The organism is Vibrio sp. PNB23_22_6 (assembly GCF_052877535.1).
Window position 1 is genome coordinate 127,528 of sequence record NZ_JBNFXP010000003.1, and the last position, 20,332, is coordinate 147,859.

At 45.7% G+C, this 20,332-nt stretch carries 17 protein-coding genes and 1 pseudogene; 11 read left to right on the plus strand and 7 right to left on the minus strand.

Annotated features, from left to right (window positions below):
- Positions 1–152: 152 nt before the first annotated feature.
- Positions 153–884 carry a DUF3379 domain-containing protein gene (locus tag ACVA54_RS03730; protein WP_446649410.1) on the minus strand — a complete coding sequence of 244 codons (732 nt, stop codon included), beginning with the start codon at positions 882–884 and terminating at the stop codon, positions 153–155.
- Positions 877–1,452 carry a sigma-70 family RNA polymerase sigma factor gene (locus tag ACVA54_RS03735; RefSeq protein ID WP_119463433.1) on the minus strand — a complete coding sequence of 192 codons (576 nt, stop codon included), beginning with the start codon at positions 1,450–1,452 and terminating at the stop codon, positions 877–879. The genes ACVA54_RS03730 and ACVA54_RS03735 overlap by 8 nt, the downstream gene beginning before the upstream one ends.
- Positions 1,453–2,018: 566 nt before the next feature.
- Here ACVA54_RS03735 and fadI point away from each other — a divergent pair.
- Positions 2,019–3,326 (plus strand): acetyl-CoA C-acyltransferase FadI, encoded by a 1,308-nt coding sequence (gene fadI / locus ACVA54_RS03740; RefSeq protein ID WP_119463432.1) that lies wholly within the window; start codon positions 2,019–2,021, stop codon positions 3,324–3,326.
- On the plus strand, positions 3,326–5,437 hold the full coding sequence (fadJ, locus tag ACVA54_RS03745; RefSeq protein WP_099078516.1) for a fatty acid oxidation complex subunit alpha FadJ: 2,112 nt from the start codon (positions 3,326–3,328) through the stop codon (positions 5,435–5,437). Before fadI ends, fadJ begins: the two co-directional genes overlap by 1 nt.
- Positions 5,438–5,528: 91 nt before the next feature.
- Here fadJ and ACVA54_RS03750 read toward each other — a convergent pair whose 3' ends face one another.
- The gene (locus ACVA54_RS03750) at positions 5,529–5,789 is read right to left on the minus strand and encodes a CG2 omega domain protein (RefSeq protein ID WP_099078517.1); all 261 of its coding nucleotides are present in this window, start codon (positions 5,787–5,789) and stop codon (positions 5,529–5,531) included.
- Between the two features lie 88 nt (positions 5,790–5,877).
- Complete coding sequence (locus ACVA54_RS03755) at positions 5,878–8,655, minus strand: insulinase family protein (protein WP_446649411.1); 2,778 nt, start codon at positions 8,653–8,655, stop codon at positions 5,878–5,880.
- Positions 8,656–9,032: 377 nt separating this feature from the next.
- Between ACVA54_RS03755 and sixA the strand changes: the two genes are divergently transcribed.
- Positions 9,033–9,497, plus strand: a complete 465-nt coding sequence (gene sixA / locus ACVA54_RS03760; protein WP_099078519.1) for a phosphohistidine phosphatase SixA — start codon at positions 9,033–9,035, stop codon at positions 9,495–9,497.
- Between the two features lie 72 nt (positions 9,498–9,569).
- Here the strand turns inward: sixA and smrB are convergent, their stop codons facing one another.
- Positions 9,570–10,100 (minus strand): endonuclease SmrB, encoded by a 531-nt coding sequence (gene smrB / locus ACVA54_RS03765; protein WP_099078520.1) that lies wholly within the window; start codon positions 10,098–10,100, stop codon positions 9,570–9,572.
- 61 nt (positions 10,101–10,161) lie between these two features.
- Between smrB and prmB the strand changes: the two genes are divergently transcribed.
- Both prmB and aroC read left to right on the plus strand, forming a co-directional pair.
- Positions 10,162–11,094: a 50S ribosomal protein L3 N(5)-glutamine methyltransferase gene (prmB, locus tag ACVA54_RS03770; RefSeq protein WP_099078521.1), complete on the plus strand. Its 933-nt coding sequence runs from the start codon at positions 10,162–10,164 to the stop codon at positions 11,092–11,094.
- A gap of 216 nt (positions 11,095–11,310) precedes the next feature.
- The gene (gene aroC, locus ACVA54_RS03775; protein WP_446649412.1) at positions 11,311–12,396 is read left to right on the plus strand and encodes a chorismate synthase; all 1,086 of its coding nucleotides are present in this window, start codon (positions 11,311–11,313) and stop codon (positions 12,394–12,396) included.
- Positions 12,397–12,476: 80 nt separating this feature from the next.
- Here the strand turns inward: aroC and ACVA54_RS03780 are convergent.
- Positions 12,477–12,803: pseudogene (locus ACVA54_RS03780) on the minus strand (trimeric intracellular cation channel family protein); the annotation flags it as partial.
- Positions 12,804–12,934: 131 nt separating this feature from the next.
- On the opposite strand from ACVA54_RS03780, the gene ACVA54_RS03785 reads away from it, so the two are divergent.
- From ACVA54_RS03785 to ACVA54_RS03795, 3 genes are all read left to right on the plus strand, one after another.
- The gene (locus ACVA54_RS03785) at positions 12,935–13,465 is read left to right on the plus strand and encodes an elongation factor P hydroxylase (protein WP_099078523.1); all 531 of its coding nucleotides are present in this window, start codon (positions 12,935–12,937) and stop codon (positions 13,463–13,465) included.
- 14 nt (positions 13,466–13,479) lie between these two features.
- Positions 13,480–13,743: a YfcL family protein gene (locus ACVA54_RS03790; protein ID WP_099078524.1), complete on the plus strand. Its 264-nt coding sequence runs from the start codon at positions 13,480–13,482 to the stop codon at positions 13,741–13,743.
- 155 nt (positions 13,744–13,898) lie between these two features.
- Entirely contained in the window at positions 13,899–14,423 is a 525-nt protein-coding gene (locus ACVA54_RS03795; protein ID WP_446649413.1) for an NADPH-dependent FMN reductase, read from the plus strand.
- Positions 14,424–14,471: 48 nt separating this feature from the next.
- Here ACVA54_RS03795 and mnmC read toward each other — a convergent pair whose 3' ends face one another.
- Positions 14,472–16,490, minus strand: a complete 2,019-nt coding sequence (mnmC, locus tag ACVA54_RS03800) for a bifunctional tRNA (5-methylaminomethyl-2-thiouridine)(34)-methyltransferase MnmD/FAD-dependent 5-carboxymethylaminomethyl-2-thiouridine(34) oxidoreductase MnmC (protein ID WP_446649414.1) — start codon at positions 16,488–16,490, stop codon at positions 14,472–14,474.
- Positions 16,491–16,618: 128 nt separating this feature from the next.
- Here mnmC and fabB point away from each other — a divergent pair, with 128 nt between their 5' ends.
- The 3 genes from fabB to ACVA54_RS03815 all read left to right on the plus strand — a co-directional run bounded on the left by fabB (position 16,619) and on the right by ACVA54_RS03815 (position 20,292).
- Complete coding sequence (fabB, locus tag ACVA54_RS03805; protein ID WP_099078527.1) at positions 16,619–17,830, plus strand: beta-ketoacyl-ACP synthase I; 1,212 nt, start codon at positions 16,619–16,621, stop codon at positions 17,828–17,830.
- 318 nt (positions 17,831–18,148) lie between these two features.
- Entirely contained in the window at positions 18,149–19,282 is a 1,134-nt protein-coding gene (locus tag ACVA54_RS03810; RefSeq protein WP_099078528.1) for a 4-phosphoerythronate dehydrogenase, read from the plus strand.
- Complete coding sequence (locus ACVA54_RS03815; RefSeq protein WP_099078529.1) at positions 19,279–20,292, plus strand: aspartate-semialdehyde dehydrogenase; 1,014 nt, start codon at positions 19,279–19,281, stop codon at positions 20,290–20,292. The genes ACVA54_RS03810 and ACVA54_RS03815 overlap by 4 nt, the downstream gene beginning before the upstream one ends.
- Positions 20,293–20,332 lie beyond the last annotated feature (40 nt).

Consider the following 20,332-nt stretch of genomic DNA (forward strand, 5'->3'; position numbering starts at 1 on the left):
GGAAATTGCACCTAAAGTTCATAATTTAGAGTTATAACTCTAGGCTTGAGCTGTGTTGTGAATAGCGAGGTGGTAACTAATAATCAAAATGCCGCTAAATTTGTTGATTTAGCGGCATTTGCATGGGTATTGGTGCTTTATCGTCGAAGTTACTATATAGGTTGGAACCGTGGGGCAAGTTGGTTGGCAATAGCCTCGATGTCTTCACCCTTTTCACCGACGAGTATCATGCTTGCTTTACCAACCGGTTTCACAACGCCACTCATACCATCTTGATTAAAGTCCGTTGACTGTTCACTAGCAATGCCAGTAACAAATAAGGTGACTTTGCCGATTGCACCTTGGAATACCATGTGTAACGCATTGGATTCACCAAAACCACAGTGATTTAAGTAGTAGACGTGGTATGGGAACCCATCAGTAAACTGATAGTCAAATGGAGACATTTTGGCGTTAATTTGTGAGTTCGGGACATTTTCATTCAAGTGACGTATGAATGCCTCTTCGTGAGCCACGTGTTTCATGGCTGTCTCGGCCAAACTTGCTTGCGCGGGGGGGGCAATGATGTTGCCCCAGTTGAGCTGACCAATCAATAAGCCCGCAGTAAACGCGACAGAGGCCGCTAATGCCAAGGCTTTGCGTGCTAAGGTAGGCCTTATAACATTTTCATTACCAAGTGCGGTTGACGTTTGGCTAAACAAAATTTTGTCAGCCAAATCTTCTGGCACGTTGACATTCATTGCCTGTTTAATTTTTAGGTCGAGATCCAAAACGTCATCAACAAACTTACTGTTAGCATCATTCCTAGCTAAAGTTTGCAGAATCTCTTCATCTTTGTGTTTTGGATCCGACAAAATACGACGACGGAATTCTAAATCATCCATTTTTTTGCCCTCTTTGAGTATCTTGAGAATCCAACATCTCTTTAAGTTGATTGCGTGCGCGGAACAGTCGAGTCATCACCGTGTTCTTGTTGAGTTCTAGGATGTCACCGATCTCTTCGCCGCTGAAGCCACCAACAACCTGAAGGAACAGGGGTTCCCGATACTCGACATCCAGCTTCATGATTTGAGCTTGTAACCATTCCTGCTGATGATGAGGCTCATCGCTGACTTTGGCATCGTTGCCGTAGTCGTCGATATTCACTAAATCAAACTGTTTGCGCTCAAAGCGGCGCGCATTCTCTCGTCTTAATATCGTTATGAGCCAAGATTTAGCTGCCTTTTCATCTTGAAGACTATCGAGTGACTTCCACGCACGCAAACAGGTTTCTTGAACCAAATCTTCTGCAATCGCCTTATCTCTGCACAACCAGTAAGCGTAGCGGTACAAGTCCCTGTGATAGCCCCGAACAAGAGCTTCGTATTTTCTTTGTCTGTCCATATCAGAGTTGACCGGACTGTCGGAATTTTTCTTCCGGAATATTTTAAAAAGTGCCACAGGAGCCTCCATTTTGCTCTGTGAGGTCTAAAACACTGACTGTGACATGGATACACTGTCATTATCATTAGGTCCCTTGACCTTGACGGTTTGATAGTTTTGAAAATGGCATAATCGCTATAAAATTGATCTACTTCAAAATCTCACACAGCGAAGGCGCTATAGTACATCTTGTCATCTCGTTAGTCTTTGACGGCTAACATGTTGAGCAAGATGACACTTCCTTTTGAAGGCTGACTTTACTTTCTCCTAATCAGGAAACTGATTAATTTTACAATTGGCGTAGGTTAATTGTTTTATAGATATTCCGACCACACAACTTTGTGTGGTTTTTTTTTGCCTCAATTTCACGATTGTCCTCCCTCCTAGCCATCGCTTATCTATTTCAAATACGGAGGTGTTGGTGGTCATGCCCAAGCCCAAGCCACATCGCCCTTTGAGCGTTGGTATATACAAATAACGTCAAGTCGCAGAAGAATAGAACTACTTGCTTCACGTTTATTTAAACGTACGTTTGATAATTTTAACAACCTGATTACAATGATTCAGGTCAGACCTCTTGTATTTAAGGAGAAACAATGGGCAAGCAGGAAGTGAAAACACGCCATGGTGAACGTGTTGCTATTGTCGCAGGGCTTCGAACCCCTTTTGCTCGTCAAAGCACGGATTTTGGCCAGGTACCAGCGGTCGATCTAGGCAAAATGGTAGTGAGCGAAATGCTTGCTCGAACCGATATCGATCCAAAGCTAATTGAACAAGTTGTATTTGGCCAGGTGGTTCAAATGCCTGAAGCACCAAACATTGCACGTGAAATCGTTTTAGGGACTGGTATGCATGTCCATACCGATGCGTACAGTGTGACCCGCGCGTGCGCGACCAGTTTCCAAGCAGCGGTAAACGTTGCAGAAAGCATTATGGCTGGCAGCATTGATGTTGGTATTGCTGGTGGTGCGGACTCTTCTTCTGTTCTACCCATTGGCGTCTCAAAGAAACTTGCCGCTAACTTACTTGCGTTAAGTAAAACCAAAACGCTGGGTCAAAAATTCAACATTCTTAAAACGCTGAGTTTGAAAGATTTAATGCCGGTTCCTCCTGCGGTTGCGGAATACTCGACTGGTTTGTCGATGGGGCAAACCGCAGAGCAAATGGCCAAATCGCACGGCATCACACGTGCAGAACAAGATGCATTGGCACACCGTTCTCACTCATTAGCGTCTCAAGCATGGAAAGAAGGCAAGATTCAAGATGAGGTGATGACCGCTTTCCCAGAACCGTACAAAAAGTGGATCTCTGAAGATAACAATATTCGCCATGACTCTACTCTCGAAGGTTACGCGAAACTGCGTCCGGCTTTCGATCGCCAATATGGTAGCGTAACTGCAGCAAACAGTACGCCTCTAACCGATGGCGGTGCCGCTGTGATGCTCATGCGTGAAGGCAAAGCAAAAGAGCTTGGTATGGAGATTCTTGGCTATATTCGAGGTTATGCGTTTTCTGCTATCGGGGTCGAGATGGATATGCTGATGGGGCCATCTTATGCGACCGCTAAAGTGCTCGAAAACACGGGATTAGAACTTTCTGACCTCACACTCATTGATATGCATGAAGCATTTGCCGCTCAAGCGTTGGCCAACGTAAAAATGTTTGCTTCTGATAAGTTTGCTCAAGAAAACCTCGGACGTTCAAAAGCGATTGGTGAAATCGATATGGATAAGTTCAATGTGCTTGGTGGATCGATTGCGTATGGTCACCCATTTGCCGCAACAGGAGCGCGCATGATGACTCAAACTCTGCGTGAATTGAAACGTCGCGGTGGTGGGTTAGCATTGAATACGGCTTGTGCTGCTGGTGGTCTTGGCGCAGCAATGATTTTGGAGGTTGAGTAATGAGCGAGCAAAAAGCATTTAGTCTAAAGATTGATGAGCAGAACGTTGCTTGGTTAGCCATCGATGTTCCAAATGAAAAAATGAATACGCTTCAAGCCGCTTTCGCTGATGAAATGAAGGAAATCTTTGCCGAGTTAAAAGATACTAGCGGCATTAAAGGGATGATTGTTCATTCTCTTAAACCAGATAACTTCGTTGCGGGTGCAGATGTACGTATGCTGGAAGCATGTACCACCGCAGGAGAAGCGGAAGCGTTAGCAAAACAAGGTCAAGACTTATTCCAGCAGCTGTCTGATTTGCCTTATCCTGTCGTTGCTGCGATACATGGCCCTTGTTTAGGTGGCGGACTGGAACTGGCACTGGCGTGTGATTATCGAGTTTGTACTGATTCAAATGTAACCAAATTAGGTCTGCCAGAAGTTCAGTTAGGTTTATTGCCTGGCTCCGGTGGTACTCAGCGTCTTCCTCGCCTTATTGGTTTGTTGCCATCACTGGATTTGATTCTTACGGGTAAACAGCTACGTGCCAAGAAAGCGAAAAAACTGGGTGTGGTCGATGCATGTGTGCCGGAGACGATTTTGCTTGATGTAGCGAAGCAATTGCTCGAAAAAGGCAAAGTTAAGGGCAATAAAAAACAGTCAATCAAAGAGAAATTGGTGTCTGGCAGTGGATTAGGCCGTAAGTTTGTCTTTGAACAAGCCGCTAAGAAGGCCAACGAAAAAACGCGTGGTAACTACCCTGCGATGACCGCGATCCTTGAGGTCATTCAACATGGTTTAGAAAAAGACTTTGCTCAAGGTCAAGAGCTGGAAGCGAAGCGTTTTGGTGAGCTTGTGATGAGCTCCGAGTCTAAAGCCTTACGTTCGATCTTCTTCGCAACGACGGAGATGAAGAAAGAAAATGGCACCGATGCCGAGCCAGCGCAGGTGAAAAAAGTTGGCGTTCTCGGTGGCGGCCTAATGGGGGCAGGTATTAGCCATGTCACGGTGACAAAAGCAAAAACGCCAGTGCGTATCAAAGATGTTAGCAATGATGGCGTACTGAATGCTTTGAACTACAACTACAAATTGTTTGAAAAGCAGCGAAAACGCCGCATTCTAAGCAAAGCGGGTCTGCAAGCGAAAATGCTGCAACTTTCAGGCGGTATCGATTTTACGAGTTACAACCGTATTGACGTGGTCATTGAGGCGGTATTTGAAGATCTCGACTTGAAGCAAAAAATGGTGGCGGATATTGAAACCAACGCCAAACCAAGCACCATTTTTGCTACCAATACCTCGTCTCTGCCAATTCATAAAATTGCAGAAAAAGCACAGCGTCCAGAAAACATTGTTGGCTTGCATTACTTCAGTCCAGTTGAAAAAATGCCTTTAGTGGAAGTCATTCCGCATGAAACCACGTCAGATGAAACGATTTCAACGGTGGTAGCGCTGGCTAAGAAGCAAGGAAAAACGCCAATCGTGGTCAAAGACAAAGCGGGCTTTTATGTAAACCGCATTCTTGCACCTTACATGAATGAAGCGGCACACATCCTGTTGGAAAATGAACCCATTGAGCAGTTAGACGGTGCTTTGCTTAATTTCGGTTTCCCTGTGGGTCCAATCACGCTGCTTGATGAAGTAGGCGTAGACATTGGCGCGAAGATCATGCCGATCTTGGTTAATGAGTTAGGTGAGCGATTCAAAGGTCCAGACGTATTCGACACATTACTGAACGACGGCCGCAAAGGTCGTAAGAGTGGTAAAGGCTTTTATACCTATAAAGATAAGAAGAAAGAAGTCGATAAGTCGGTTTACAAGCTACTTAAGCTAACCCCAGAATCGAAACTGAGCGATAAAGACATTGCTTTGCGTTGTTTATTGCCAATGCTCAATGAAGCGGTACGTTGTCTTGATGAAGGCATCATTCGTTCGCCGCGCGACGGTGATATTGGGGCACTCTTCGGCATTGGTTTCCCTCCATTCTTGGGTGGGCCATTCCGTTACATGGATCAATTTGGTTTGAAGGAACTGGTTGAGAAGATGAACGAATTTGCAGCGAAATATGGCGATCGTTACGCACCTTGTGATGGTCTTCTGACTCGCGCTGGTGAAGGAAAAACGTTTTACTAGCAAAGATTGCCACCATTAATAAAAAGGCTTGCGTGATGCAAGCCTTTCTTTTTTCTTTCTCTTTTAAATGCGCCTTTCGGCAAACTAGCGTTTATTTCTTTTTGTCTTTCTTGCTTTTGTCATGGCCTTTGCCTGGATTGTCATCGCCATGAATGCTTGAGTTGCCTTTGTCACCCTTATTGCCTTTATTATTCTTGCCTGATGAACAGTCGTCTGACTTAATCGATACATTGTCACCATTAAGGCGCAAGCAATCTTCGCTTAATTCAAAATCATCGCCTTTGATGGTGATGTTTGCGTAAGCTGGGGCAAGTGGCATTAAAACAGCAGTAAGTAATAGTAGCTTTGTCATATTGTCCTCATGTATGAGTATGTATTTTTGAACAAGGTAATTGCAACATAAACGTCATTGCGATGTTTACCGTTTTGCACTACTTGGGCTATCCGAGACCACAATCCTTAGGGCGTAGCTGAAACTCTTCAATGGAACCAATTTCTTTTCCAAGATGAATATGTGGCGCATCAGCATGAGCTTTGCCCTGAGAATGCATCACTAATCGGTTTGCTGTGCGCGGCTTCAACTCATTGATAACAAAACGAATCATGTCGGTTCGCGTTAAGCCTTTTAATTCTTGTAACACTTTTTCACGCTGGTTGAACTCAGCGTCTTTATTGCCTATGGCAACCCATAGACGCTGCGCACGACCACGTAACGTGGTATCCGGTGCTGCTATCTGATTCCATAGCCCCCGCTTACTGCTGTGCCATTGATACTCGTTAAGCTCTAACAGCACCATATAAAAGGCATTCAAAAACTCATCTATTGAAGTGACAAGCTCTGCAGGCGCGGCGTGCGGAGATTGCACATACAGCACAATCCCCGGATGACGATTGAGTGGCATGTTACCCGTTCCAACCATATAGCCAAGTTGTTGCTTAGTGCGAATTTCATGGAAGAACGTCGCTGACATCAGATGGTTGGCCAAAGAATAGAGTGCGATACTACGAGCTGTGGTATCTGTACATTGGTGGTATATCACGACCGCTGAATCTTGCTGATTACAGTACACTTCACGCTGAAAACTACCGCGGCCTCCCAACATGACCAATGGACGAAGTGCCTCTTCGTAGCGTTGTTCCTTCACACGTAACGCATTTTTTAGGGTGGTTGCCATGTCATGAGCTTGTTGACGTTGCCAATCGCCGTAAACGAACATTTCAACGTGCAATTCGGAAAGAATCGATTCAACGAATACTGAAAGCTCGTCGACCTCAATCTCTTCTAATGCTTCGACCAAGGTGGCATAAGGGGGATTGTTTGGCTGAAGCAAACCAGTTAATGCATTGAAGAGCTGTGAAATTGGACGATCTTGAGACGAATTTCGCCAATTACGTAATAGTTGTTGTTTAATGGTTTCGAAGCGAATCGGATTGAAATCTCGTGCGGCGAAACGGAGTAGGATCATCTCTAACAGTTGTGGCAGTTTTTGGCTAAAGCCCGATAGCGTAAGTGTCACGCCGCCTTGGTGTGCATACATGTTGTAGCCCATGCCAGCGATCTCAGCTTGATAGGTTTCTTGAGCCAGAGAGTCGAGGAACATTTCCACACATAAACGGGTTTTGACAATATTTTTGGGAGATGCAACCGCATGAGAGCTATCTATCGCAACATAGACCACTCCCTTGGGAACTCGAAACTCATCATCTTGAAGATGCCAAAGTCGGAAACCCTCTAAATCTTCAACCAATTCTGGCAACGATCCGCCATTTTCAAATGGGCGAGGATCCAACTCATAACAAATGTATGGGTTCTTTTCGGGTAAGACGAATTGCCAGCTTGGATCGATTTGATGGTAGAAGCGACGCTGCTCATCACGGAATTTTGTGACAGAGTAAGGGGTAAAATACCATTCGGCCGTGCGGTTGTACTCTAACCCTTTTGCGATCAATGTGATACGGACATTATCTATAACGAGATATTGTAGTAGAGATAGTTGTAACTGCTCATCATAGCCAGACATTTTATAATCACCATAGATGATATCTTCTGGCTGATAGTGCTGCATGTTGATGACGAGATGGCTGACGAGATCGAGTGGACGAGATGGCTCTTGAAAACGGAAAGCCGACTCTAGTACGGCTTGTTTCTCAAGGTAGCGCCATTCGTCCATGCCATCTTGTTTGATCATTGATAAGTACTGGAATACCGCTTGAACGATGTTATCAATATGGTTCACCCCGTCAGGAGTCAGTGTGCAACTTACGGTGAAGTCTCGGTAGTTACTGCCACTTGCTCCTCCGCCTGCAGAAAGAGAGGTTATCCAACCTCGGCTTTTGAGTTCCAGCATTAAGCTTCCTTCACCTTCATAACCTAGCAAGTGGGCAAGGTAGGAGAGGGGTTTCACGGTGTAGTATTGATCCATGCCGGGCATTGGGAAGGTGAGTATCAACTTGCGAAATTCTTTAATAGGTTCTACCTGAACCAAAATACCCGTGCTGTCTTCACCGCTAATTGGTACATCAATAGACTTGCCGACCAGTTGGTGATTTGGGATATCGGCAAACATGGTTTCGACCCATGCCTGTTGCTCGTCAAGCGATTGCGGACCAAACAAGGTTAATGTCATTAGATCTGCGGAGTATTCGGAGTGGTGGAAGAGGACGATTTCATCACGAATCGACTTTCCGTTTCTGTCGCCTAACGTTTCTAAGTTACCGACTGAGAATTTTGAAAAAGGATGCTCGGGATTAATGATCTCTTTATTCACTTGATACAGACGACGTGAATCATCATTGAGTTTGAGCTTATACTCTGATTCGACCGCTTGACGTTCTTTATCTAGTGCTTCTTCATTAAACAATGGCGCAGTAAAAAATTGACTGAATCGGTCGAGTGCGGTTTCGAATGCATTCGGGTTCACATCAAAGAAGAAACACGAGTGTTCGGTGCCGGTCCATGCGTTATTCGTTCCGCCATGTTGACTAATATAGCTTTGAAATTCGCCTACTTTAGGGTATTTTTCTGTACCCAAAAAAAGCATGTGCTCCAAGTAGTGCGCGAGACCTTGACGATCGTCAGGATCATCAAAGTGTCCAACGTTCACTGCCAGTGCTGCTGCTGACTGTTGAGCCGTGTCAGAATGAATCAGCAACACGCGCAGTGCATTACCTAATGTAATGTAGCGGTATTGATTTGAATCGTTTGGACTTAAGTGCACGATGCGTCTCCAGATTTCGCATGACAGTCATTGGGAGCCCTAGGATGGGGCTGCGCAAACCTTGCGCGTCGACAAATGCTGTTTGCTGCGTTTTGTCTTTGGTTAGAATACTGCATAAGCCCAATAGCCAATGCTATCGAGTTCGAGCTATTTGAACCAATGTACTGAGTTCATGGCATCCTCGTATAATGTGATGAACTGAGTATATTCTTTTTAATAGATTGTTAAGAAAGTCGCTATCTTTAGCAAGCGAATTGATATAATGAACCAACAATTATATCAGTGTTTTTGTTTTGATATGACTAAAGTTAGCCCGATATCCTTATTAAAGATAGCAGTCAACCTTTTGGTAGTGATAGCTATCCCTAGGAAATAACATGAAAATTTTTATCTTGCGTCATGGTGAAGCTGAACACTTCGCGGATTCTGACGCCGAAAGACAACTGACCCAAAGAGGCAGATCAGAGTCGGAAGCCGTAGCCCGAGCTTGTAAAGACCAAGGTTTCGCCCAATTTGATAAAGTTTTGGTGAGCCCGTACATTCGAGCCCAACAGACTTGGCAAGAAATCAGCACGCATTTCTCTGCAGCGAGCATTGATACGTGTGAGGATATTACGCCTTATGGTCAGTCTGAGCAGGTCTTTGATTTCGCCAATGCACTGATCGAAGTGGAGAAGTTGGAATCGCTATTGTTTGTGTCTCACTTACCTTTGGTTGGTTATCTGACTTCTGAGTTTGTGAAAGACATGTCGCCGCCGATGTTTCCGACATCTGGATTGGTGTGTGTTGAATATGATCCACAAACACATTCAGGCGAATTGTTATGGCATATCACCCCATAGGTTAGGTGCATAACGAAAGTGAAATAAAAAGGCAGGGGTATCCTGCCTTTGTTTTCCTTACAGAGAAGGTGTTTATTTCTCTGGAATAGAGAGAAGAACGAGTAGCGCACCATCGCCACCGAACTCAAGAGGTGCTTGGTGGAATGCCATCACGTCAGGATGTTGAGCCAACCAAAGTGGCGCTTTCTGTTTTAATATGTGCTTACCGATGCCGTGTTGCACACACGCACAGTGGATCTCGTTTTTCACGCAGTAAGCGATCATCGCACCGAGCTCACGCTTGGCCTCTTGCTGTGTCATGCCATGCATGTCCAAGAAGACGTCAGGGACGTATACACCACGACGAAGACGTTTCACTTCATAAGTGGACACATCGTCGCGCGCATAACGAGTGGGACCTTCTTCATTAAGAAGCGGAACAAACTCATCAGAAAAGTAAAATTCAGCGTCACTCGCTTCACGGTTTGAGCGCTTGATTTCTTTTTGCTTAGTATTTTTTTTTGGTTGCTGGATTATGGTATCCTGTCGCAACTTTTTTACGCCCTGTACTGCATCCTTAAACAAGGCGAAATCGTCATCATGTTCGGTGTCTTTTTTGCTCATTAGGTAAACAATTTCATTTTTACAATTTATGGCAGTATTGTAGCGCTTTTCGGAGGCAATTTTGGATAAGATTTTTGTAGAAGAGGCGGTATCGGAACTGCATACCCTTCAAGATATGATTCGTTGGACGGTAAGCCGCTTTAATGCCGCTAACTTGTTTTACGGTCATGGCACTGATAATGCGTGGGATGAAGCGGTTCAGCTTATCCTGCCAACATTATACTTGCCAATTGATGTGCCTCCACATGTATTGAACTCTCGCCTTACGACAAGCGAGCGTCTGCGTATTGTTGAGCGCGTAGTAAAACGCATCAACGAGCGTACACCAACGGCATACCTAACCAACAAAGCATGGTTCTGCGGTCTTGAATTCTTCGTTGACGAGCGTGTACTTGTGCCACGTTCTCCAATCGGTGAATTGATTCAAGCGGAATTCCAACCTTGGTTGGTGGAAGAGCCAACGCGCATTATGGATCTATGTACTGGTTCTGGTTGTATCGCGATTGCTTGTGCTCACGCATTCCCTGATGCAGAAGTTGACGCGATTGATATCTCTACTGATGCGCTGCAAGTGGCTGAGCAAAACGTGCAAGACCACGGCATGGAGCAACAAGTGTTCCCAATCCGTTCTGATTTGTTCCGCGACCTACCAAAAGAGAAATACAACCTGATCGTGTCTAACCCACCGTATGTGGACGAAGAAGACATGAACAGCTTACCGGAAGAGTTCACGCACGAGCCTGAGCTAGGCTTAGCAGCGGGTACTGACGGTTTGAAATTGGTTCGCCGCATTCTTGCCAACGCACCTGATTACCTAACAGACAACGGTATTCTTATTTGTGAAGTGGGTAACTCAATGGTTCACATGATGGAACAGTACCCACAGATCCCATTCACTTGGATTGAATTTGAAAACGGCGGTCACGGCGTGTTCATGCTAACGCGTGAGCAACTAGTTGAGTGTGCAGAAGAGTTTAAACTGTACATCGATTAATTGATCGTGAAATGATGATACGAAATGCCGAGCTCTGTGCTCGGCATTTTTTTATCCGCTTTGCACCGGATCGGGAAAATTAAGGCTGTGTTGTTTTTCCACTAAATCGGGCTTTACATCAAAACGTAATAACGCCACTATGATTTCACGAAGAATTGAAAGGATAGCTGCGACGAACTGAAATGTTGGCGTGGCTGACAATAATTTGAGGAAGCAATGGCAGGAAATAGCATCGGACAACATTTCCGAGTGATGACATTCGGGGAAAGTCACGGTATCGCACTAGGATGTATCGTAGACGGATGTCCTCCAGGTCTAGAAATCACGGAAGCAGATCTGCAAACGGATCTCGATCGTCGCCGCCCTGGCACATCACGCTACACCACACAACGTCGTGAACCGGACGAAGTAAAAATTCTTTCTGGCGTATTTGAAGGTAAAACCACAGGTACTTCAATTGGCCTGTTGATCGAAAACACCGATCAACGTTCTAAAGATTATTCAGATATCAAAGATAAGTTCCGACCAGGACACGCAGACTACACATACCATCAAAAATATGGTATCCGCGATTATCGTGGCGGCGGCCGTTCTTCTGCTCGTGAAACGGCAATGCGTGTGGCAGCAGGTGCGATAGCGAAAAAATATCTAAAAGATGAATTTGGCGTAGAAATTCGAGCTTACTTGTCACAAATGGGTGACGTTTCAATCGATAAAGTGGATTGGAATGAAATTGAAAATAATGCGTTCTTCTGCCCAGATGCAGGCAAAATAGACGCGTTTGACCAACTTATCCGTGATCTGAAAAAAGAAGGTGACTCAATAGGCGCTAAAATTCAGGTTGTAGCAACCAATGTACCAGTAGGTCTTGGTGAACCTGTATTCGACCGCTTAGATGCAGATATTGCCCACGCGCTAATGAGCATCAACGCAGTGAAAGGAGTGGAGATTGGTGACGGTTTTGATGTAGTTAATCAAAAAGGCAGCGAGCATCGCGATACGCTTTCTCCAGGCGGATTTGGTAGCAACCACGCGGGCGGTATTCTTGGTGGCATTTCAACTGGTCAAGACATCGTCGCGAACATTGCACTTAAGCCAACCTCAAGTATCACAGTCCCAGGTGAGACTATTACAAAAGAAGGTGAGCCAACTCAGTTGATCACTAAAGGTCGTCACGATCCATGTGTGGGTATTCGTGCCGTGCCTATCGCAGAAGCGATGCTGGCGATTGTCGTGATGGATCATGTGTTGCGTCATCGTGGTCAAAACTATGGCGTGACTACGGAAACGCCAAAGATTTAAGGTTGAATCTTATCTCGATAGACAAACAAAAGGCTGCTTAATGAGCAGCCTTGTTTAATTTTGATACAGTTAGATTCGAATGCGACTTTGGTGCCGATGATGCTAAATACGATAAGCCCTAGCGCATCCAAACGAATGAACAGGCCTTTAAGTTTGATCACCCATTTTGACAAACCAGTAGTCAGTACATCTGCGACACAGGTAATCGCTAAGAATTCAGGGGGGGGAGTTACCCATCCGAGTGGGTAGTGACCGAGTAGGATATCGCGTGCGGTTCCACCGCCAATAGCCGTTGCACTGGCTACCAACATCACGCCAAACCAATCCATTTTTCTTCAACCGGCACTCAATGCACCAGTCATGGCTTCAGCTGTTATACCAATGATATACAACACACTTAGCAGCATAGAGGACATCCAACAAAAAAGTCACTTTCAGATAAATTCAGCTAATATCCAAACTTGTTGTGTGGCTTTACGCGCTAGATAAAAACGGCGACAATACGCTCCGCATATCAATTTGAAGTACAGAATCGATGATGAACCACGAATATCAAGACCTTATCGCTATCTTCAACGACACGTTTCTTGAATCATTTAACACCAAGTTAGAGCTCGGTGGTGATGAGCCAATTTACTTACCGGCAGACCAAGAGCATCCGCATCATCGGATTATTTTTGCTCGTGGCTTTTACGCGTCTGCGCTGCACGAGATTGCTCATTGGTGTGTGGCAGGACCAGAGCGTCGTTTGCTGGAAGATTTTGGCTATTGGTACGAGCCAGATGGTCGCACAGCAGAGGTTCAAGCCGAGTTCGAAAAAGTGGAAATTCGCCCTCAAGCGTATGAGTGGATTTTAGCAAAAAGTGCTGACTTCCCTTTTAACGTCAGTTGTGACAATCTACACGGCGATTTTGAACCAGATCGTCTTGGTTTTATGCACAAAGTGCATCGCGAAGTCATGGGGATCTTTGAAATGGGTCTTCCTCCTCGCGTAAAAATGCTATCGGATGCGATGCGTGCTTTTTATGACGTCCAACCTTTGGAAAAGTCAGATTTTATTGTTAAATAACCCAGAGAAACGCCATGATTATTGAATTTGAAGAAAACCTACTAGAGCTGATCGATGCTCGAATTGAGACAGCATCGGATGATGAGTTATTTGCTGGTGGTTATTTACGTGGTCACATTTCTCTGTCGGCAGCATCTTGTGAAGATGAAGGCATTAACGACGTGACAGAGCTTAAGTCTCGTATCGAAAACAGCCTAGAAGAAGCACGCTCAGAGTTGACGCCAGCGGATCGCATTATCGTTAACGATCTATGGCAAGAGCTTCAAGCGCAAGCTTAAGCCTCGGCTCGTTCTGTAAGCTTCTCGTTAAAACAAAAAGAGTTGGAATAAACTCTTTCGAAAATTTCGAACCTCTCCTTAAAATTTTTGTGGTTGTTGACCTCAGGTTTCGGTTTATTCTTATTAGATAATAATGTAAACAAGGAACAGCAGCCATGAAAATTATCGCTTTCGGTGCTTCTACCAGCTCTACCTCCATCAATAAAACCCTAGCGACCTATGCAGCAAACTTAGTCGAAGGTGCACAAGTGCGAGTGTTGGATCTCAATAGTTACGAAGTCCCGCTGTTTAGTGAAGATAAAGAGAAAGAAATCGGTCAGGCTGAAGGTGCAAAGGCGTTTCTGAATGATATTGCAGCTGCTGACGCGATTGTGGTTTCATTCGCGGAACATAACGGCTCTTACGCAGCGGCATATAAAAACTTGTTTGATTGGTCGACTCGTATCGAGCGTAACGTATTCCAAAATAAACCGGCAGTTTATCTTGCAACCTCACCTGGCCCTAGTGGCGCACAAACGGTTTTGGCAGCAGCAACGGGGTCGGCGCCGTATTTTGGTGCGGAAGTAAAAGCGTCTCTTTCTGTACCAAGCTTTTATGACAATTTTGATTTAGAGACCGGTGAGTTTCGTAATGAAGAGATCGCCGCGCAAGTGAAATCTGCGGTGGCGACATTGGGCTAAGTATTGGCTCCTCCCCCCTCTCGAAAAGAGGGGGGAGGGCAAGACGGATTACAATTCTGTAATTGCCTTACCTTTACGCAGTTTTCTTACCCACATTCGACTTGGGTGCAGTTCAGTCAGCACATCAACAGGCAGTGGCAGTGGATCGCCACAGATTTGCGACGCTAATACTTCTGCCATCAATGGTGCTGAGCTCAAACCGCGAGAACCTAAACCTAAGAAACAGAATAGGTTAGGGAACTGGTGAATGGCTTCCACTTCCTCTTCTTTTTGAAGTTGTAGATCAGCGTATTGCGTTTTGATGGTTTCAAAGTCACCTACATTACCCACAAACGGCAGGTGATCGCGGCTAACACAACGAATGCCTTGGCGTGACATATTACCTGAGGTATCAACCTCTTTCGTCCAAGTTTGATTCGGTAGGCACTTCACCAATTTCTCCGCGTTATCCTTTTGTGCGTCTTCGTCAAACTCGTAATCTAGGTGACTGCGGTCATAGCTTGCGCCGATGCACAAGTGTTGATTATTCGGGTTAACAGGCGTCATGTAACCGTCGTAGCACAGTATCGTTTTCAGCTTAGATAGCGTTTTTGTTGCAGGTGCATGGCTGACTTGACCTTTGACTTGGCCCAATGGCAGATTAGCCGTTTGGGTTAGCGTTTGGAATTCACTGCCGTTGGCAACAACAACAGTCGAGTGCTCGAAGGTTTGACCGTTGGCCGTCAACGTCCAAAGTTGGCGTGTTTCATCCCATTCTAGCGATTCCACTTGGTGTTCGAACTTCGTTTCAAAAAGCGCTGTTTTTTCTAGTTGAGCAATCAAACCTCGGGTTAGTTCAGCAGGGCATAGCCAACCACCCAGAGGGTAGTGAACGGATGCCATGTCGATCGGTAAGCCAATTTTCTCTGCCGTCTCTTCGGCTGAAAGCTTGTGAATCAACTCTGGAGTGAAGTGACCAGCGAGCATCTTTTCCAACTTGTCTGCGGATTTGTCATCCCACATTAGTTGAGTGACACCACACCAATCGTGATCAAACTGAATGTCTTGCGCTGCTTGGTCGACAAACTGACGCGCGAACAAAAAGCCCGGGGCGAACACGCGAGACACGCCTGTGTGTGGACCATTTAGTAGCGGGTACACTGCACCTTGACGATTACCCGAAGCGCCTTCTGCTGGTTGAGCATCTTTACAGTAAAGCGTGACATTCATACCGCGACGAATGAGCGTTTTAGCCAGTGCAGCACTGGCAATGCCGCCACCAATAATGGCAATTGAATCATGCTTTGTTGCAGCGGTACGGTTGAACCAAGGCTTGTAGTTTGAATGTGCTTCGCGTTGCACCATAGAGCCTGCGATCATCTCTCGCTTAGTGCCAAAACCTTTGACTTTTTTCATCACAAAACCAGCTTCGTTTAAACCACGACGCACAAAACCCGCTGCCGTAAAGGTAGCGACACTACAGTCTTGCTTCGCTAATTTTGCCATGTTGTTGAACAGGTTTTGGTTCCACATCTCAGGGTTTTTGCTTGGTGCAAAACCGTCTAAGAACCAAGCGTCCACTAAGCCTTGTTCACTATATGGGACTTGCGGCATGCAGTCTTTAATATCACCGAACCAAAGGTCGAGCGTGATCGCGCCATCTTCTAAAACTATGCGGTGACACTCAGGGACGGCTGCTGGGTAGTGTTGTTGTAGCTTCTCAGCAAATTCTGCCAATTCAGGCCAAGATTGATGTGCTTTTTCTAAGTCAGCTTTGCTCAGTGGGTACTTCTCAAAGCTAACAAAATGCAGCTCTTTTAGTGCAGCCTCTGGATAGGCGCGACGAAATTCAGTAAACCATTGCCACACGGCTAAGAAGTTCAACCCTGTGCCAAATCCGGTTTCACCAACAACAAAACGCCTTTGGTCAAATTCCTGCCATCTTTCTGGTAGATGATTTTGTTTGAGGAACACGTAGCGTGTCTCTTCGAGACCGTTTACGTTGGAGAAATAAACATCATCAAATTGGTCAGAAACTGGAGTACCAGCTTCGTTCCAACCAAGTTCTGCGTTTTTAATCGAAGTCATAATGGTGCAAATATGTGATTTGGCGCGGTTAGAATACAGTGATTGTACGAATTTATGGGAAAGCTGACCACTTTTGTTGACTATCTTAGTTATCATCTAGCGGATTTTTGAATTATAGGAATGTCATAATGAAACGAGTCGTAATCACCGGTATGGGTATTGTTTCAAGTATCGGTAACAACGTCGAAGAAGTTCTAGCGTCTCTTAAAGCGGGTAAATCTGGCATCACTGCGTCTGAGCAGTTTAAAGAACACGGTCTGCGCTCGCAGGTTTGGGGTGATCTGAAAATCAACCCAGCAGAGCACATTGATCGTAAACAGATGCGCTTTATGGGTGATGCGGCTGCTTATGCATACCTATCAATGCAGCAGGCAATTGAAGACGCTGGTCTATCTGAAGAGCAAGTATCAAACGATCGCACAGGTATCGTTGCTGGTTCTGGTGGTGCTTCTGCATTCAACCAAACAGTTGCAACAGATACGATGCGTGCAAAAGGCGTAAAACGCGTTGGCCCTTATATGGTTCCACGTACAATGTCTTCAACCGTTTCTGCGTGTCTGGCAACACCATTTAAGATTCGTGGTGTGAACTACTCCATTAGCTCAGCATGTGCAACCTCAGCACACTGTATCGGCCATGCGATGGAGCTTATCCAACTAGGCAAACAAGACATCGTATTTGCTGGTGGTGGTGAAGAGCTAGATTGGTCACAAACCATGATGTTTGATGCGATGGGCGCACTATCAACTAAGTACAACGAGACGCCTGAAAAAGCTTCTCGTACTTACGATGCTGACCGTGATGGTTTTGTTATCTCTGGCGGTGGTGGCATGCTCGTTATCGAAGAGCTTGAACACGCACTAGCCCGTGGTGCGAAAATCTACGGTGAGATTGTAGGTTACGGCGCGACGTCTGATGGCTACGACATGGTAGCACCATCAGGTGAAGGCGCAGTTCGTTGTATGAAGATGGCAATGCAAGACGTAGATGGCATCGATTACATCAACACGCACGGCACTTCTACTCCGGTAGGTGACGTGAAAGAACTGGGTGCTATCCAAGAGCTATTTGGTGACAACAGCCCAGCAATTTCTGCAACAAAGGCGATGACTGGTCACGCACTAGGTGCTGCTGGTGTTCACGAAGCAATTTACTCAACGCTAATGCTAGACAACAATTTCATTGCGCCAAGTGTGAATATCTCTCACTTGGATGAAGCGGCACAAGGTCTAGACATCGTAACAGAAGCTCGCGAAGCTGAGTTGACGACCGTAATGTCAAATAGCTTTGGTTTTGGTGGTACAAACGCGACATTGGTAATCAAAAAGTACCAAGCGTAAGCGACCCAAAGCTAACTGAATTGGTTGGGTTTTTATTCTCAGTAATGTAAACCCTGACAAACCAGTTTCCAGACCTGACCAGCTTATCTGGTCGAACAGACGCAGACTCTGTCCCAAGGAGAGCGGGATAGGATCCTTTTGTTCTGGAACGTTGCCCGGCGATATGCCGGGCTTTTTCTTTTTTTTAATTTTGGGGCTGAACGTGCTATTTCTTGAGATTTTTTGGGAAAAGGGCACAATCACTATACTCAAGTGACCTCAAATCCTGATGTCGTTTGGGGATACCACTCTTAAAAATGGATCTTAAACGCTAGCGCTATGAAAATTCTTGTTGATGAAAACATGCCGTACGCTGAAGAGCTTTTCAGCCAACTCGGTGAAGTGATTTTAAAACCCGGTCGTACACTGACAGCCGATGATTTAGTGGATGTAGATGCACTGATGATTCGCTCGGTTACCAAAGTAAATGCGGCGCTGATCAGTAAAGCAAACAAGCTGAAGTTCGTGGGTACAGCGACGGCTGGCATGGATCATGTCGACCAAGCACTATTGCAAGAAAAAGGTATTTTCTTCACCGCTGCGCCAGGTTGCAACAAAGTTGGCGTTGCTGAGTACGCATTCAGCGTCATGATGGTGCTAGCGCAGCAGCAAGGTTTCTCTGTTTTCGACAAAACCGTTGGTATCATTGGTGCAGGTCAAGTCGGTAGTTATCTAGAGAAATGTTTGAACGGCATGGGCATTAAAGTGCTCCTCAATGATCCACTCAAGCAAGCTGAGGGGGATCCTCGCAATTTCACCCCATTAGAAGAACTGATTGAAACGTCAGACATCATCACGCTACACACACCAATCACCAAAGATGGCCCGTATCCGACGCACCACTTGATTGATGAAATCGTTTTGAATGGTCTACGTGCGGATCAAATTTTGATAAATGCAGCACGCGGCCCTGTGGTAGATAATCGAGCATTAAAGCAACGTTTGTTGAAAAATGATGGCTTCACTGCTGCATTAGATGTATTTGAGTTTGAACCAGAGGTTGATATGGAGCTTCTGCCTCTGCTAGCATTCGCCACCCCTCACGTTGCAGGCTATGGTCTGGAAGGGAAGGCTCGCGGTACGACAATGATTTTTAATAGCTACTGTGAGTTTCTAAATAACGAATTACGTGCGCATGCCAGCGATTTACTGCCAACCGCGCCTGTTCCGACTGTGGTTTTGGACAGAGCGTGGGATGAAGCAACGCTGCACAACATCACGCAGTTAATCTATGATGTGCGTAAAGATGACGCGCTTTTCCGTCGTGAAATCAGTAAGCCAGGTTCTTTTGATCTGATGCGTAAAAACTACTGGGATCGCCGTGAATACAGCGCTGTCACGCTAATGGGTAACGAAACATGCAATCTTGCTCCATTAGCAGAACTAGGTTTTCAGGTTGAGGTAAGTCAATGAGCCAGCAATACAATGTTGCCGTTTTAGGTGCGACCGGTGCGGTCGGTGAAACAATTTTGGAAGTGCTTCAAGAGCGCAAATTCCCAGTAGGCGAAATCTTCCTGCTAGCGAGTGAGCGCAGCGAAGGCAAGACTTACCGCTTCAATGGTAAAACAATTCGCGTACAAAACGTGGAAGAGTTTGATTGGTCTCAAGCGCACATCGCGCTGTTCTCAGCTGGCGGTGAACTGTCTGCTAAATGGGCGCCAATTGCCGCTGACGAAGGCGTTATCGTGATCGACAACACCTCTCACTTCCGCTACGAGTTAGACATCCCACTTGTTGTTCCTGAAGTTAACCCAGAAGCGATTGCAGAGTTCCGTAACCGTAACATCATTGCGAACCCTAACTGCTCCACCATCCAAATGTTGGTGGCATTGAAGCCTATCCACGATGCTGTGGGTATTGAACGTATCAACGTATCCACTTACCAATCCGTCTCTGGCGCAGGTAAAGCCGGTATCGATGAATTAGCTGGTCAAACGGCGAAGCTACTCAACGGCCTCCCAGCGGATAAGAAGCAATTCTCTCAGCAGATTGCGTTTAACTGTATTCCACAAATCGACCAGATGATGGAAAACGGCTACACCAAAGAAGAAATGAAAATGGTGTGGGAAACGCAAAAAATCTTTAACGATCCATCAATCACAGTAAACCCAACTTGTGTGCGCGTTCCAGTCTTCTATGGCCATGCAGAAGCGGTTCACGTTGAGACTCGTTCGCCGATTGATGCACAAGAAGTGATTAACCTTCTTGAGCAAACCGAAGGTGTAGAAGTATTCCACGGTGAAGACTTCCCGACACAAGTTCGTGATGCGGGTGGCAAAGACCACGTAATGGTAGGCCGTATTCGTAACGATATTAGCCATCACAGCGGTGTAAATCTTTGGGTTGTTGCGGATAACGTACGTAAAGGCGCAGCGACAAACGCAGTACAAATCGCGGAAGTTTTGATTCGCGATTACTACTAATTACGCTCACAATTGATTTCAAAGCCTCGCACACAGCGAG